Below are 16,601 nucleotides of genomic sequence, written 5' to 3'. Positions count from 1 at the left end.
GACGCCACCATGACCTCGTCCCGACAGGACCGCATCGCGGCACTGCCCGCCCACCTGCGGGAGGTGCTGCGCGCGCGGATGGCGGGAACGGCAGGCCCGGCGCCGGAGATCCCGGCCGCCGCCGACCGTTCCCGCCCGATCCCGCTCTCGTCCGCCCAGCGGCGGCTCTGGTTCCTCAGCAGGCTGCGGCCGGACGATCCCGAGTACAACAGCGCGTTCGCCCTGCGCCTGACCGGACCACTCGACCGCGCCGCGCTGGCCACCGCGCTACGACTGCTGGTCGCTCGCCACGAGCCCTTGCGCACCACCTACGAGGAGATCGACGGCGAGGGCTTCCAGATCGTGCGGCCGCCCCGCGAGGTCGCGTTGCCCGTCGTGGACGTCGGGCCCGACGACCTCGAGGACGTCCTGCGCGCCGAGTACATCCGGCCGTTCGACCTGAGCCGCGGGCCACTGCTGCGCGCGGCGCTGCTGCGACTCACCGACACCGAGCACGTGCTGCTGGTGTGCGTGCACCACATCGCCACCGACGGCGCGTCGATGGGTGTGCTGACCGACGAACTCGGCCTGCTCTACCGCGACGGCGACCGCGCCCGGCTGCCCGCCCAGCCGGTGCAGTACGCGGATTTCGCCGTCTGGCAACGAAACCGGCCACTCCGGGGCGCGGGTCTCGGCTACTGGAAATCGCATCTCGACGGCGTCGCCCCGCTGGAACTGCCCACCGACCGGCCGCGGCCACCGGTCCGGAGCACCGACGGCGCGACACGGGAGTTCACCGTGCCCGCGGAGGTCGCGGGACGGCTGGCCGAGCTGGCGCGCTCGTCGGAGACGACGCTGTTCACGGTGCTCGTCGCCGCGTGCCAGGCGCTGTTCGCCCGCTACACGGGGCAGGAGGACATCGCGCTCGGCACGGTCGTGCAAGGCCGCGAGCGGCCGGAACTGGAACGGGTCGTCGGCTTCTTCGTCAACACCGTCGTTTTGCGCTCGGCCGTCGACCGGTCCGTGTCCTTCACCGAGCACCTGACCCACGCCCGCCAAACCGTTCTGGACGCCTTCGCCCACGACGACGTGCCGTTCGACGCGGTCGTCGACGCCGTGCGGGCGGGCCGTGACGCCGGCCGGAACCCGCTGTTCGACGTCATGGTGCTGCTGCATTCCGCTTCCGGCGACGGTCCGGAATTCCCCGGTCTGACGGTGGAACCGGCGGACGTCGCCCGGGACGCGGCGAACTTCGACCTCTCGATCGAGTTCGAGGAATCCGGCGGCAGGCTGGCCGGGCTCGTCGAATACAGCACCGAACTGTTCGACGCCGCCACGATCGACGGCTTGATCGGCCACCTGCTGCGGCTGCTGGCCGGGATCGCCGCCCAACCCGGGCGCCGGATCGCCGACCTGCCACTGACCGACGAGGACGAAGAGCGCCGCCTGCTGTCGTGGGGGAGCAACGAGCTCGAGGTTCCGGCGACGACCATCGTCGACCTCCTGGACCACCAGGCGACCACCCGCCCGGACGACACCGCGCTCGTCTGTGGCGACACCCGGCTGACCTTCGCCGAACTCGCCGCCCGCACCGACGGCCTCGCCGCGGAACTGGCCGCCCGCGGCGCCGGTCCGGACCAGGTCGTCGCGGTGCTGCTGCCGCGTTCGGCGGACGCGATCGTCGCGTTGTTCGCCGTGCTCAAAGCCGGTGCCGTGCACCAGTCGATCGACCCCGGCATGCCGGCCGAACGGATCCGGACCCTGCTTGACGACACCCGGCCGGTCGTCGTCCTCGACGACACCTTCACGGTCACCACCGACCGGTCGCGGCCGGTGCCGCCGCAGCCGACCGACGCCGCGTACGTCATCCACACCTCGGGTTCGACGGGCACGCCGAAGGGTGTCGTCGTCGGACACGCGGCCCTGGTCAACCTGCTCGCCAACCATCGCACCGTCTTCGGCCGCGAGCGGATGCGCGTCGCGCTGACCGCGACCCTGTCGTTCGACACGTCGTGGGAAGGCCCCCTGCTGCTGGCGGACGGCCACGAACTGCACGTCATCACCGAAGAGACCCGGCTCGATCCGGACGGGCTGACGCGCTACGTGCGGGACGAGCGCGTCGACTTCCTCGACGTCACCCCGTCGTACCTGCGGCAGTTGCTGCCCGCCGGGCTGCTCGACGGAGAACACCGGCCGAAGTTCCTCATGGTCGGCGGCGAGGCCCTCGACAGCGACCTCTGGCATGCACTCGCGGCTTCCGGAACGGAGGTCCACAACTACTACGGCCCCACCGAGTCCACTGTGGACGCCACCTGCGCGCCGGTGACCGGTGACCGGCCGGTGATCGGCAGGCCACTCGGCAACGTGACCGCGTACGTCCTGGACGAAGGGGCGAGGCTCGTGCCCGCCGGGGTGCCCGGCGAACTGTGTCTCGCCGGCGCCCAACTCGCCCGCGGCTACCTCGGCAGGCCGGGACTGACCGCCGACCGCTTCACCGCCGACCCGTTCGGCCCGCCCGGCACCCGGCTCTACCGCACCGGCGACCGTGCCCGCTGGACCCCCGACGGGCGGCTGGAACACCTGGGCCGCGTCGACGACCAGATCAAGGTCCGCGGCTTCCGGATCGAGCCCGGCGAGGTCGAGACGGTGCTGCGCGCACAGCCGTCGGTCACGGACGCGGCCGTGGACGCGCGGGACGGCAAACTGGTCGCCTACGTCGTCGGCGACGCCGACCTCGGCCCGCTACGGACGGCGTTGCACCGCGTCCTGCCCGCGCATCTCGTCCCCTCGGCGTTCGTCGGCCTGGACGTACTGCCGTTGACCAGGAACGGGAAACTGGACCGCCGCGCCCTGCCCGATCCCGGACACGACACCTCGACGCCGTACGTGGCTCCCCGCAACGACCGTGAGCGGCTGGTGACCACCATCTGGTCCGACGTCCTCGGTGTCGAACGCGTCGGTGTCGACGACGACTTCTTCGAACTCGGCGGCGACTCCCTCCTCGGCATCCGTGTGCTCGCGCGGCTCCGCGACACGCTCGGCGCCGACGTGCCCGCGCGGCTCGTCTTCACCGCGCCCACTCCGGCGCGCCTCGCCCTGCGGTTGCCCGAGATCACCGCGCCGCAGGCGGCGATTCCGGTGCTGCCCAGAGACGGCGGCCGGTTCGAGGCGCCGCTTTCCTTCGCGCAACAGCGGTTGTGGTTCCTCGACGAATTCGAACCGGGCAGCACCGAATACGTGTCGCCGACGGCCTTGAGGCTGCGTGGTGAGCTGGACACGGGCGCGCTGAATCGCGCCCTGACCGCGTTGGTCGCCCGGCACGAATCCTTGCGGACCACCTTCGCGACCGTCGACGGCCGCGGCGTTCAGGTGATCCACCCGCCGTACGCCGTCGACGTGCCCGTCACCGAAGGCGACCTGGACGGCGCCCTCGCCGCCGCGACCGGCCCCGTCGACCTGCACAGCGGACCGTCGCTGCGGGTCGCGCTGACCCGGCTCGCGCCCGGCGATCACGTACTCACGCTCGTGCTGCACCACATCGTCACCGACGGGTGGTCCTCCGGTGTACTGCTGGCCGAGCTGGCCACGTGCTACAGCGCGTTCCGCCGAGACGAAGAGCCAGCCCTTCCACCGTTACCGGCGCAGTACGCGGACTACGCCGTCTGGCAGCGGGAACGGCTGCGAGGCACCGACTTCGACGCCCAGCTCAGCTACTGGCGCAACCGCCTCGACGGCGTGCCCGCGCTCGACCTGCCCACCGACCGGCCCCGGCCGGCCGTGCGCACCAAGAACGGCGCCCTGTACGAATTCAGCGTGCCCGCCGGGACCACGGCGCGGCTCAAGGAGCTTTCCCGGCATCAGGGCGGCACCCTGTTCATGACCCTGCTCGCCGCGAGCGAACTGCTGTTCGCCCGCTGGTCGGGGCAGGACGACATCGCCGTCGGCACCGTCGTCTCCGGCCGCGAGCGGACGGACCTCGAAGGCCTGATCGGGTTCTTCGTCAACACCCTCGTCCTGCGGTCCACTGTGGACTTGAAACTCGGGTTCGACGTCTTCCTCGACGACGTGCGGGACACCGTCCTGGACGCTTTCGCGCACCAGGACGTGCCTTTCGATCGGGTCGTCGACGACCTGCAGCCCGAACGCGACACCAGCCGGACACCGCTGTGCCAGGTGCTGGTGGTACTGCACAACACCCCGGACACCCGGCCGTCGATGGCGGGCCTGGAGGTCGAAGAGCTGGCGCCGCCGGTCGTGACCGCCGGTTTCGACCTCACGATCCACTTCCAGGAGACCGAAGGCCGGCTCGACGCGCTCGTCAACTACAACACCGATCTGTTCGATCCCGCCACGATCGAGCGGCTGACCGGCTGGCTTCGCCGCCTGCTCGACGGCATCGCGACGGCTCCGGAACTGCCGCTCGGACAGCAGCCCTGGATCAGCCCGGCCGAACGCGACCGGGTGCTGCTGGAGTGGAACGGCAAGGCGGAGGCGGAACCTTCGCCCGTCCTGCACGAACTCTTCGCCGAACGCGCCGCGCGTACTCCGGACGCCATCGCGGTGACGAGCGGGAGCACCGAGCTGACCTACGGCGAACTGGACCGGCGCGCCAACCGCCTCGCCCATCGGTTGATCGACCAGGGTGCGGGGCCGGAGCGGCTGGTGGCGCTGCGGCTGCCGCGTTCGGCGGACCTCGTCGTCGCGGTACTCGCCGTGCTGAAGACGGGCGCGGCGTACCTGCCGATCGACCCGGCGTACCCGGAGGCGCGGATCGAGGCGACGCTGGCGGACGCGCGTCCGGTGTGCGTGGTCGACTCCGTGGAGGCCGACGGCCGCCCGGACACCGCTCCGCGGGTGCGGGTCGAGCCGGACAACACCGCCTACGTCATCTACACCTCCGGCTCCACCGGCGTGCCCAAGGGTGTGCTGATCCCGCACTCCAACGTCACCCGCCTGTTCTCTTCGACCGCGCACTGGTTCGGCTTCGACGAGAACGACGTCTGGACGCTCTTCCACTCCTACGCCTTCGATTTCTCGGTCTGGGAGCTGTGGGGCGCGCTGCTGCACGGCGGCAGGCTCGTGGTCGTCCCGCAGGACGCGGTCCGCGAACCGGAGGAGTTCCTGGCGTTGCTCGCCGAGCAGCGGGTGACGGTCCTGAACCAGACGCCGTCGGCGTTCCACCGGCTGAGCACGCTGCCGACTCCGGACCTCAGCCTGCGATACGTCATCTTCGGTGGCGAAGCGCTGGATCCGGCGCGGCTGACCGAGTGGTACCGGCGGCATCCGGACGGGCCACGGCTGGTGAACATGTACGGCATCACCGAGACCACGGTGCACGTCACGTACCGGGCGCTGGAAGCGGACGGGACGGCCACCGTCGGGGTCCCGATCCCGGACCTGCGGACCTACGTGCTCGACGCCGATCTCGCTCCCGTCCCGCCCGGCGTGACCGGTGAGCTTTACGTGGCCGGCGCGGGCCTGGCACGCGGTTATCTGGACCGGCCCGGCCTCACCGCGTCGCGGTTCGTCGCGGACCCCTTCGGCGGAGCCGGCACCCGGATGTACCGCACCGGCGATCTGCTGCGGTGGACCGGCGGCGGTGAGCTGGACTACCGCGGCCGGGCCGATCACCAGGTCAAGATCCGCGGATTCCGCATCGAACCCGGCGAGATCGAAGCGGCGCTCGTCGCGCATCCCGACGTCGACGCGGCGGCCGTCGTCGCCCACGGGACCGGCGACGCGCGGCGGCTCGTCGCGTACCTGACGGGACCTGTGCCGGGGACGACGGCACTGCGGGAGTTCCTCAGCCGCTCCCTGCCCGCGCACATGGTGCCCGCCGTGTTCGTCCCGCTGGAGCGGTTGCCGCTCAACGCCAACGGGAAACTCGACACCCGTGCGCTGCCGGAGCCCGGCGCCCGGACCGAGAACCGGTATTTGGCACCGCGCACCGACGTCGAGACCGTGTTGGCGGGGGTCTGGTCCGAGGTGCTCGGCGTCGACCGGGTCGGTGTCGAGGACAACTTCTTCGGTCTCGGTGGGGATTCGATCCTCAGCATCCAGGTCGTCGCGGCGGCCCGGCAGGCGGGGTTGACGCTGTCTTCGAAGGACCTTTTCCGCAACCAGACCATCGCCGAACTCGCGCACGTCGCCCGCACCGAAGTGCCGGTGGACCAGGTCGAGGTGGACGACGCCGGACCCGCGCCGCTCGGTCCGATCCAGTCCTGGCTGTTCGAGCGGATGGACGAGCCGTGGCGGCTGACCATGTCCGTGCACGTCGTACTGTCCTCAGTGGACATACCGAAGCTGATCTCCGCCCTGAACCGCGTCGGCGAGCATCACGACGCGTTGCGCATGCGCTTCTCCCGGACGAACGGGGGCTGGGTGCAGGAGCCCGCTCCCGTCGAATCCGCCGACCTTCTCCGGCACGTCGACCTGTCCGAAGTGGACGGTGTCTCCGCCGCCATGCACACGGAGGCGGTGCGGGCGCAGACGTCGCTCGACGTGACCACCGGGCCGCTCTGGCGTGCGGTGGTGTTCACCTTCCGGGACCGGGCACCGCAGCTGTTCCTCACCGCCCACCATCTCGTCATGGACGGGGTGTCGTGGCGCGTTCTGCTGACCGACCTCGAACGCGCGTACCGGGGCGAAACCCTGGCGCCGGTGCGAACATCTTTCACGTATTGGGCGCGTTCTCTGCGCGAACACGTGAAAATGGGACGACTCGACAAGGAAATCGGGTACTGGGAAACTGCGTTTCGCGGAGCTCGGACGGACATTCCGGTTGACCGCCCGGGCCGCAACACCGCGAAGTCGGAGCGCGGTGTCTCGGTGTCACTTGGCCGGGCCGAGACCACCGCGCTCCTCCGCGACGTACCCGGCGCGTACCGCACGGAGGTCAACGACGTGCTGGTGAGCGCGCTCGGCCGGGTGCTGGCTCACTGGACGGGGCGGTCGCGGGTCGTGATCGCCATGGAGGGCCACGGCCGCGAGGAGATCGCCGGCCCGCTGGACCTTTCGCGCACGATCGGCTGGTTCACCGCGCAGTACCCGCTCTCGCTCGCCGTGCCCGAAGGCGATTGGGGCGACGTGCTCAAATCCGTGAAGGAACAACTGCGCGCGGTTCCCTCGAAAGGCGCGGGATTCGGGGCTTTGCGCTACTCGAACGCCGAAGAAACACCGGGTTCCGCTTTGCGAGAGGCTCCCGAACCGCGGATTTCCTTCAATTACCACGGCCGCTGGGACATGGGGAGCCCCGACGGCGGATGGATCCGGGGCAGAGGGGAAACCCTCGGACACGACAGTGATCCGGAGAGCGTCCGTCCGTATCTGCTCGACGTCGTCGGTGTCGTCGAAAGCGGCGAATTACATCTCACCTGGCAGTATTCCGACGAGGTGCACGACGAAGACACCGTGCGCGGGATCGCCGAAGCCATGCTCGGCGCGTTGCGCGGGATCATCGCGCATTGCGCCGAAAGCGGTGGACGTACGCCGTCGGACTTCCCGTTGGCGCGGCTCTCGCAGGCGGACGTCGACCGCTTCGCCGGTGACGGCCGCGACGTCGAGGACATCTACCCGCTCACGCCGTTGCAGACGGGCATGCTGTTCCACAGCCTGGTCGACACCGGATCGACCGCCTATTTCGACCAGTTCCGGCTTCACCTGGCCGGCGTGAGCAGGCCGGACGCGCTCGCCGAGGCGTGGCAGCGCGTGGTCGACCGCACGCCGATCCTGCGCAGCAGTACCGCCTGGGACGGTATCGAGGAGCCGGTCCAGCGGGTCCACCGCGAGGTCGTCGTCCCGGTCCGGCACCACGACTGGCGCGCGCTCACCCCGGACGAGCAGGACCGGGAACTGAAGAGACTGCTCGCCGACGACGTGGCGGCGGGAATGGAGCTGACCGAGCCGCCGTTGATGCGGCTCGCGATCGCCCGGCTCCCCGAAGACGAGGTGCAACTGGTGTGGACCTCGCATCACGTCCTGCTCGACGGCTGGAGTACGGCGCAGGTCTTCGGCGAGGTGTGCGAACAGTACGCGGCCATCGTGGAAGGCCGGCCCGCGCGGCTGGTCCCGCGACGTCCGTTCCGCGACTACCTGGCCTGGCTCGCCGCACAGGACCGTGCCGAGGCGGAGGACCACTGGCGCGCCGTCCTGGACGGGTTCACCACCCCGACCCCGTTGCCCTTCGACCGGCGGCCGACAGAAGCGCACCGGGCGGAGTCCGCGGAGGCGGTCTTGGTCGAGCTTTCCCCGGAGGAGTCGGCGAAGCTGCACCAGACGGCGAAGTCCGCGGCGCTCACGGTCAACACGATCGTGCAAGGCGCGTGGGCGCTGCTGCTCGCGCGCTACAGCGGGGAAACCGACGTCCTGTTCGGGACGACCGTGTCCGGCCGCCCGGAGGGGATGCCGGGGGTCGAGTCGATGATCGGCATGTTCATCAACACGGTCCCGACGCGGGTGGAGGTCCGTGGCCGGGAATTCGCGCTCGACTGGCTGCGCGAAACCCAGGCGGCGCAGGCCGACGCGCGTCGCCACGACTTCCTCGCCCTGCCCGAACTCCAGGCGTTCACGGCCGTTCCGGCCGGTACGGCGCTGTTCGACAGCGTGGTGGTGTTCGAGAACTACCCGATCGAGGACAGCGGACAGGCCGACGTGCGTGTGCTGGACGTCGAATCGCTCGACACGACGAACTTCCCGTTGAACCTCACCGCCTATCTGCACGACAAACTCGGGCTCGAACTCTCCTACGACCCCCGGCTGTTCGACGCGGCCACGGTTCGCCGTCTCGCGGATCAGCTCGCCGGTTTCGTCCGTGCCATCGCCGCGGACCCGCGGTGCCGCCTCGACGCGCTTTCCCCGTTGTCGCCGTCCGAACGGCGTGAACTGCTGTCCACGGGCAGCGGCCCGCTGATCGACGTGCCGTCCGGCACGGTGCTGGACGTCTTCGAGGCGACGGTCGCCCGGATACCGCACGAGACCGCGCTGATCTTCCGAGACGAGGTGCTGGACTTCGCCGAGGTCGACGCCCGCGCCACGCGGCTGGCGGGACACCTGGCCGCCCAGGGGGCGGGGCCGGAAACGGTGGTCGCCGTCGCGCTTCCCCGTTCGGCCGAAGCCGTCATCGCGATCCTCGCGATCTTCAAGACGGGCGCGACCTACCTGCCGGTCGATCCCGGCCTTCCGGAGGAACGGAAACGGTTCCTGCTCGAGGACGCACGACCGGTCGTCGTGCTGGACGGGACGGACCCCGGCCCCGCGACCGCTGCGGCGACCGGGGCGAGCGCGGACACCGCGGCGTACGTCATCTACACCTCCGGTTCGACGGGAACGCCGAAGGGCGTCGTCATCGAACACCGCGGCCTGATGAACATGCTCGCCGCGCACCGCCGCGTCTTCCTCGCCGAGGAGCGCCGCAGGGTGGCGCTCACCGCGTCGTTGTCGTTCGACACGTCCTGGGAAGCGCTTCTGGCCCTGATCGACGGGCACGAGCTGCATGTGCTCGACGACGACACCCGGCTCGATCCCCACGCCGTCGTCGGCTACGTCCGCGACCACCGGATCGACCTGATGGACCTGACCCCGGCCTATCTCCAGCAGTTGCTGGAGGCAGGACTGCTGAGCGGGGAACATCGGCCCGGCACGGTACTCGTCGGCGGTGAGGCGACCGGCGAGCGGCTGTGGCGGGAGCTGGTGGCGTCCGGTGTCACCTCGTTCAACTACTACGGCCCCACCGAGGTGACGGTCGACGCCGTCCACACACCGGTGGCGGGAGACCGGCCGCTGATCGGCCGTCCGCTGCCCAACCTGCGGGCCTACGTCCTGGACGCCGGCGGCACCCCGGTCCCGGCCGGGGTGCCGGGGGAGCTGTTCCTCGCCGGCGTCCAGCTCGCCCGCGGCTACCTCGGCCGTCCCGGGCTGACCGCGGACCGCTTCGTCGCCGACCCGTTCGGCCCGCCGGGCACCCGCATGTACCGCACCGGCGACCGGGTGCGCTGGACCACCGACGGGCGGCTCGACTACCTCGGCCGCGTCGACGACCAGGTCAAGATCCGCGGGTTCCGGGTCGAACCCGGCGAAGTGGAAGCCGTGCTGCGGCAGCATCCGGCGGTCACCGACACCACGGTCACCGCCCACGACGGACGCCTCGTCGCCTACGTCGTCGGTGACACACAAGGGCTGCGGGACTGGCTGCGAGACCGCCTGCCCGACCACCTCGTGCCGTCGGCGCTCGTCGCGCTCGACGCCCTTCCCCTGACGCGTAACGGCAAGGTCGACAAGCGAGCGCTGCCCGCACCCGGCCGCGACGCCGCGGCCGAGTACGTGGCGCCACGGACCGAGACCGAACGCCGCCTCGCCGTCATCTGGGCGGAGGTGCTGAAACTCGACCGGGTCGGTGTGACGGACGGTTTCTTCGAACTCGGCGGCGATTCGATCCTCAGCATGCGGATCACGTCGCGGGTGCGGGCGGAACTGGGCGTCGACGTCTCACCGCGCGCGTTGTTCACCGCGCCGACCCTCGGCCGGTTCGCCGCGGCGCTGCCGGACCGGCGGGCCGAAACGCGGCCGATCCCGATCGTGGCCCGCGACGGTGCGCTGCCGTTGTCCTTCGCCCAGCAGCGGTTGTGGTTCCTCGACGAGTTCGAGCCCGGTGGCGCCGATTACCTCTCGCCCACGGCGTTGTTGCTTCGCGGGGAACTCGACGTCGCGGTCCTCAAGCGTGCGCTGGAGCTCCTGGTGGCCCGCCACGAATCGCTGCGCACCACGTTCGACGCGATCGACGGCCGCGGCGTCCAGGTCGTGCACGAGCCCTGCGACGTCGACCTCCCGGTCGAGGAGTTCGACGAAGACGTGCTGGCACGGGAAGCGTCGCGGCCGTTCGACCTGCGCACCGGACCGCTCCTGCGGGCACGGCTCTTCCGGCGGACGTCCGAAGAGCACGTTCTGCTGCTGGCGCTGCACCACATCGTCACCGACGGCTGGTCGTCGGGCGTGCTGGCCGCCGAACTCGACGAGGTCTACACCGCCCTCGCGCGTGGCGAGGAGCCGGAACTGCCCGAACTTCCCGTGCAGTACGCGGATTTCGCGTCCTGGCAACGCGAACTCCTCGACGGTCCCGAGCTCACCGGTCAGCTGGACCACTGGCGGGACCGCCTCGCCGGGCTGGAACCCCTCGAGCTGCCCACCGACCGGCCCCGGCCGGCGGTGCGCACGACGGAGGGCGAATGGCTGGGGTTCGACCTTCCCGCCGACGTCGTCGCGAAGCTCCGGGAGCTGGCCACCGCCCAGGACGGCACCCTGTTCATGACCTTGGTGGCCGCCTGCCAGATCCTGCTGGCCGGATGGACGGGGCAGCGGGACGTCGCGGTCGGCACGGTGACCGCCGGACGGGAACGCGCCGAGCTGCAACGCCTAGTCGGGTTCTTCGTCAACACCTTGACCTTGCGGTCCACTGTGGACAACGGATGCTCCTTCCGGGAGTTCCTCGCCCAGGTGCGGACCGTGGTGCTCGACGCCTTCGCCCACCAGGACGTCCCGTTCGAGCGTGTGGTGGACGCCGTGCAACCGGCCCGCGACCCGAGCCGGACGCCGCTGTTCCAGGCCATGGTCGTCCTGCAGAACACCGGTGACCGGCCGGGTTCCGGCACGCTCGTCGCGGGGGAGGTCGCGCTGCCCGCGGTGTCGGCCCCCTTCGACCTCCTCGTGCAGTTCGAACAGGACGGCGACACGGTGCACGGGGCGATCAACTACAGCACCGGGCTGTTCGACGCGGAGACCATCGAACGGCTGATCGCGCGGCTGCGGGCGCTCCTGACCGTGCTCGCCGCCGAGCCGGACCAGCCGATGGCGGCCCTGCCGTCGTTGCCGCGCGGTGAACTCGACCGGTTGCGTGCCTGGAACGACACCGCGCGCGAAATCCCGGTGGCCTCCCTGGCCGAACTCGTCGAAGCACAGGCCCGCCGGACGCCGGACGCGTCCGCTTTGGTGTCCGACACCGGCTCGCTGACTTTCGCGGAGCTGAACGCGAGGGCGAACCGGCTGGCCCGATGGCTCGCCGAGCGGGGTGCCGAGCCGGAGCGGATCGTGGCCGTCCGCCTGCCGCGTTCGGTGGCGCTCGTGGTCACCGAACTGGCCGTGGCCAAGACTGGCGCCGCGTTCCTGCCCGTGGATCCCGGCTATCCGGCCGAACGGATCGAATACATGCTGAAGGACGCCGACCCCGTCCTGGTGGTGCACGGTGAGATCGACGCGGCCGGGTACGACGACACCGACCTCGGTGTCCGGAGCGATCCGGCACAGCCGGCTTACGTGATCTACACGTCCGGCTCGACCGGCCGGCCCAAGGGGGTCGTCGTCACCCATTCCGGGCTCGCGTCGTTCTCCGCGGCCGAGATCGAGCACTGCGAGGTGCGGCCGGGCGATCGAGTGCTCGCCTTCAGCTCGCCCAGCTTCGACGCCTCGATCCTGGAGCTGTGCCTGTCGCTGCCCGCCGGCGCCGCGCTCGTCGTGCCGCCCGAGGGACCGCTGCTCGGCACCGGGCTGGCCGACGTCCTGCGACGGGGGCGGATCACCCACGCGCTGATCCCGCCGATCGCGCTCGCCACCGTGCCCGAGGTGGAACTGCCCGACTTCCGCACGGTGATCGTCGGCGGGGACACCTGCCCGGCGTCGCTGGTGGACCGCTGGGCACCCGGAAGGCGGATGATCAACGCGTATGGGCCCACGGAGTCCACTGTGGTCACTTCGTGGAGCGAGCCGCTGACCCCGGGCGTGCCACCGCCGATCGGCACTCCCATCCCGAACACCGAGGCCCATGTCCTCGACGCCGCGCTGCGGCCGGTACCGATCGGGGCCACCGGTGAGCTCTTCGTCTCCGGCGACGGCCTGGCCCGCGGCTATCTGCGCCGCCCTGGCCTGACCGCGGACCGGTTCGTGGCGAACCCCTTCGGCGACCGGGGGAGCCGGATGTACCGGACCGGCGACCTCGTCCGCTGGACGGCTCAGGGCGTGCTGGAATTCGTGGGCCGCGTGGACGAACAGGTCAAGATCCGCGGCTTCCGGGTGGAACTCGGCGAGATCGAGACCGCGCTGCGACGCCATCCCGAGGTGCGGGAGGCGGTGGTGGCCGCCCGGGAGATCGGTGGCCACAAACGTCTCGTCGCCTATGTTGTCGGCGAAGTGGCGGGGCTGCGAGCCTTCCTCGGCGAGACGTTGCCCGACTATCTCGTGCCGTCGGTCTTCGTACCGGTGGCCGCGATCCCGATCACCGCCAACGGCAAGGCCGACCGTGCGGCGCTCCCGGTTCCGGACCCGTCCTCGGTGCAGGGCGCGGACCACGTGGAGCCGCGCACCGAAACGGAAGCGGTGCTCGCGAAGCTGTGGGCCGAAGTCCTCGGTCTGGATCGGGTCGGCGTCACGGACAACTTCTTCGATCTCGGCGGCGACTCGATCCTCGGCATCCAGGTCGTCCACCGCGCCCGGCGGGCCGGGCTGTCGACGCGGTCGAAGGACCTGTTCACCCATCAGACGGTCGCCGAGCTGGCGACGGTGGTGAAACCGGTGGACACCGCGGACGCGGACCGCGAGGTCGTCGTCGGCGAGGTTCCGCTGACCCCGATCCAGCAGTGGTTCTTCGCCGCCGAACCGGCCAATCCCGCGCATTTCAACCAATCGGTGCTCGTCGAACTCGACGGGCAGGTGGAGGAGGAGTCGCTGCGGCTCGCGCTCGACGCCGTCATCACCCAGCACGACGCGCTGCGCCTGCGCTTCGAGCGGACCGAGGCGGGGTGGACGCAGTACAACGAACCGCCCGAGCCGAGGCCGGTGCTGAAGAAGGTGCCCGCGGCCGAGCTGGCGGCCGAGGCCGAGTACGCGCAGGCCGATTTCGACCTGGCACGGCCACCGCATCTGCGCGCGGTGCTGACGGAACCGGACGGCGCGGAGAATCCCCGGCTGCTGCTCGCCGCGCATCACCTGGTCGTCGACGCGGTGTCGTGGGGCATCCTGCTCGAAGATCTCGAACGCGCGTATCGGCAGATCGAAGCCGGTGAGAAGACCGACCTCGGGACCAAGACGACGTCGTTCCGGGAGTGGGCGCACCGGCTGCGTGAGTTCGTCGAAAACGGCGCACTGGACGCCGAACACGGACATTGGTCGCGTGAGCTGCCCGGCCGCACGATCCCGCGCGACCGCACCGGCGTCCCGCCCGCGCCACCGGAATCGGTGACCGTGGAGGTCGATGAAAACGACACCGACGCCCTGCTGCATTTGGCCCCCGGCGTCTACCGGACGCGGATCAACGACGTCCTGCTGACCGCGCTGGCCAGGGCGCTCACCCGCTGGACCGGGGAATCCGCCGTGGCGGTCGATCTGGAGGGCCACGGTCGCGAAGAGATCCTCGACGACGTCGACCTTTCCCGGACCGTCGGCTGGTTCACCACGTTGTTCCCCGTCGGGCTCACGGTCGACGGCTCGGCGGGCTGGCGGCAACTGGTCAAGGCGACCCGGAAGCAGTTGCGTGCCTTGCCCGGCAACGGTTTCGGCTACGGATCCCTGCGGTACTTCAGGTTCCCGGAACTCGGGGACACGGCGCCGGAGGTCGCGTTCAACTACCTGGGCCAGGGTGACCACGCGAGCGAGGGCAGCGGGTTCTACCGCCGGGCGCACGCACCACTCGGACGCGAGCAGGACCCCGAGAACCGCCCGGCGCACGTCCTCGAAGTGGTCGGTGGTGTGCGGGACGGCAGGCTGGAGTTCTCCTGGTACTACCAGCCACACCTGAACACGCGGGCCACGGTGGCGGCCGTCGCCGCGGACTTCGCCGGCGCCTTGCGCGCCATCGCGTCCGACTGCCGGGGTGACGAGACGTGAGCGGACTGCGGAACAATCGCGACTACCGTCTCCTGTGGACCGGGCAGGTCGTTTCCGAAGCCGGTTTCAGCACCACGATGATCGCTTTTCCGTTGGTGGTGCTGGCGATCACCGGATCCGGCGTCCAATCAGGACTCGTGGTCGGCGCGGTGGCGATCGCCCAGCTGGCCGCCGGACTGCCGGCCGGCGCGTTCGCGGACCGCTGGTCCCGCAAGCGGATCATGCTCGGATGCGAGGCCGCACAGGCGATCGCGGCCGCCGTGCTCGTCCTGGCGCTGTGGTCGGACGTGGCCGGAGTGGGTCTCCTGGTCGCCGTCGCGGTGGTGATGGGAGTGTGCCGCGCCTTGTTCGAACCGGCGGAGGAGGCGAGCCTGCCGCTGCTGGTCAAACCGGAAGAAGTACCGTCGGCGGTCTCGCTGAACGCCGCGCGGACGAGCGCGGGCCAGCTCTCGGGTACCGCGCTCGGCGGATTCCTGTTCTCCTTCGGCCGGTTCGTGCCGTTCGTCTTCGACATCGTGGCGCACCTGTTCGCCTTCGTGTCGTTGTGGTTCGTCCGGCTGCCGGTCCGCCGGGCCACCGCGTCCCGGCCGCCCGCGCATCTGGGCCGGGAGATCGCGGAAGGACTCGGCTGGGTGTGGCGGCAACCGCGGCTGCGCGTCACGACGTTCTGCGTCGTCAGCCTCAACCTTTTCTTCTCGGCCTACTACCTGGTGATCATCGTGCTGGCGAACGGTCGCGGTATGCCTTCCGGGGAGATCGGCGTCATGGCGGCGATGCTCGGCGCCGGCGGAGTGCTCGGTGCGCTGGCCGCGCCGGTCCTGTACCGCAAGGTCAGCCCATACCTGTTGATCGCCGGGGTGTTCTGGGCGTTGACCGTACTGACACCACTCGCGATCTTCGTGCACAGCGGATACCTCATGGGCCTGCTGTTCGCGGGGATCGCCTTCCTGCCGCCCGCCGCCAACACCGCCATCGGCACCTATCAGTTGCTCAACACCCCCGACGAGTTGCGCGGTCGGCTCGGCGGCGTGCTGGGGGTGACCGGCGGCCTGGCCGCCGCGTTCGGTCCCGCGCTGGGCGGCTGGCTGGTCGAGGCCCTGCCCGGCTCGGCCGCGGTGCTCGCGTGCGCGGGCGCCATCGCGGTCGTCACCGTGTTCACCACCTTCAACCCCACGCTGCGCGGGCTCCCCGCCACTTCCGAACCACTCGAAGCCGAACCCACCGGAAAATAAGGAGAGAGAACTGATGGACGACAACACGACGTTCCAGGTCCTGGTCAACGACGAAGAGCAGTACTCCCTGTGGCCGGAGGGAAAAGAGATTCCCGAAGGCTGGCGTCACGACGGCAAGACCGGGACCCGTCAGGAATGCATGGACCATGTGGACGAGGTCTGGACGGACATGCGTCCCCGAAGCCTCAGGGAGCGCATGGCGGCGGAATGACCCGATCGCGGTGCTCGGGACGGTGACCGCCGTCCCGGGCACGTCCCTGTCCGAACCGCCACCTGCGATGTCCGCGACCTTGTCGGGTGAGTTGACCTATGACGCGAAGCCGAACTTCGCTCACCAGTGGGCACGATGACGGCTCCGGCAGCACGGTGGCGTCCGGTCGGTGTCGGTCGTGATCATCTTCGTCTCCGGGATATCAGTCGCGATGACTGATTCCTCGGTGGTGCGCCTCGCCTAGCGTTTCCGGCATCCAGCAGTGGCCGTCGGCCGCAGGACGAAACGCGTATGGCCTGATCAGTGAAAGGCCG

The 16,601-nt window shown here is 70.4% G+C and carries 3 protein-coding genes; all 3 read left to right on the top strand.

Annotated elements, in window-relative coordinates:
• Nucleotides 1-9 precede the first annotated feature (9 nt).
• From AORI_RS84600 to AORI_RS64355, 3 genes are read left to right on the top strand one after another with little or no spacing between them, the layout of a single operon-like run.
• A complete protein-coding gene (locus AORI_RS84600) occupies nt 10-14,844 on the top strand; it encodes a non-ribosomal peptide synthetase (protein ID WP_016335009.1) in 14,835 nt (4,944 codons plus the stop codon).
• On the top strand, nt 14,841-16,076 hold the full coding sequence (locus AORI_RS64360; RefSeq protein WP_016335008.1) for an MFS transporter: 1,236 nt from the start codon (nt 14,841-14,843) through the stop codon (nt 16,074-16,076). Before AORI_RS84600 ends, AORI_RS64360 begins: the two co-directional genes overlap by 4 nt.
• A gap of 13 nt (nt 16,077-16,089) precedes the next feature.
• Nucleotides 16,090-16,287 (top strand): MbtH family protein, encoded by a 198-nt coding sequence (locus tag AORI_RS64355; RefSeq protein WP_016335007.1) that lies wholly within the window; start codon nt 16,090-16,092, stop codon nt 16,285-16,287.
• The last annotated feature ends 314 nt before the right edge of the window (nt 16,288-16,601 follow it).

The sequence above is a fragment of the Amycolatopsis keratiniphila genome, assembly GCF_000400635.2.
GTDB classification, from domain to species: Bacteria; Actinomycetota; Actinomycetes; order Mycobacteriales; family Pseudonocardiaceae; genus Amycolatopsis; species Amycolatopsis keratiniphila.
Note: the sequence above shows the minus strand (reverse complement) of the source record. Positions and strands in the feature narration are given on the sequence as shown.

Bases quoted from the DNA above. Each gene is read 5' to 3' on its own strand.
- AORI_RS84600 (WP_016335009.1), top strand. From the start codon at position 10: ATGACCTCGTCCCGACAGGACCGCATCGCGGCACTGCCCGCCCACCTG.
- AORI_RS64355 (WP_016335007.1), top strand. From the start codon at position 16,090: ATGGACGACAACACGACGTTCCAGGTCCTGGTCAACGACGAAGAGCAG.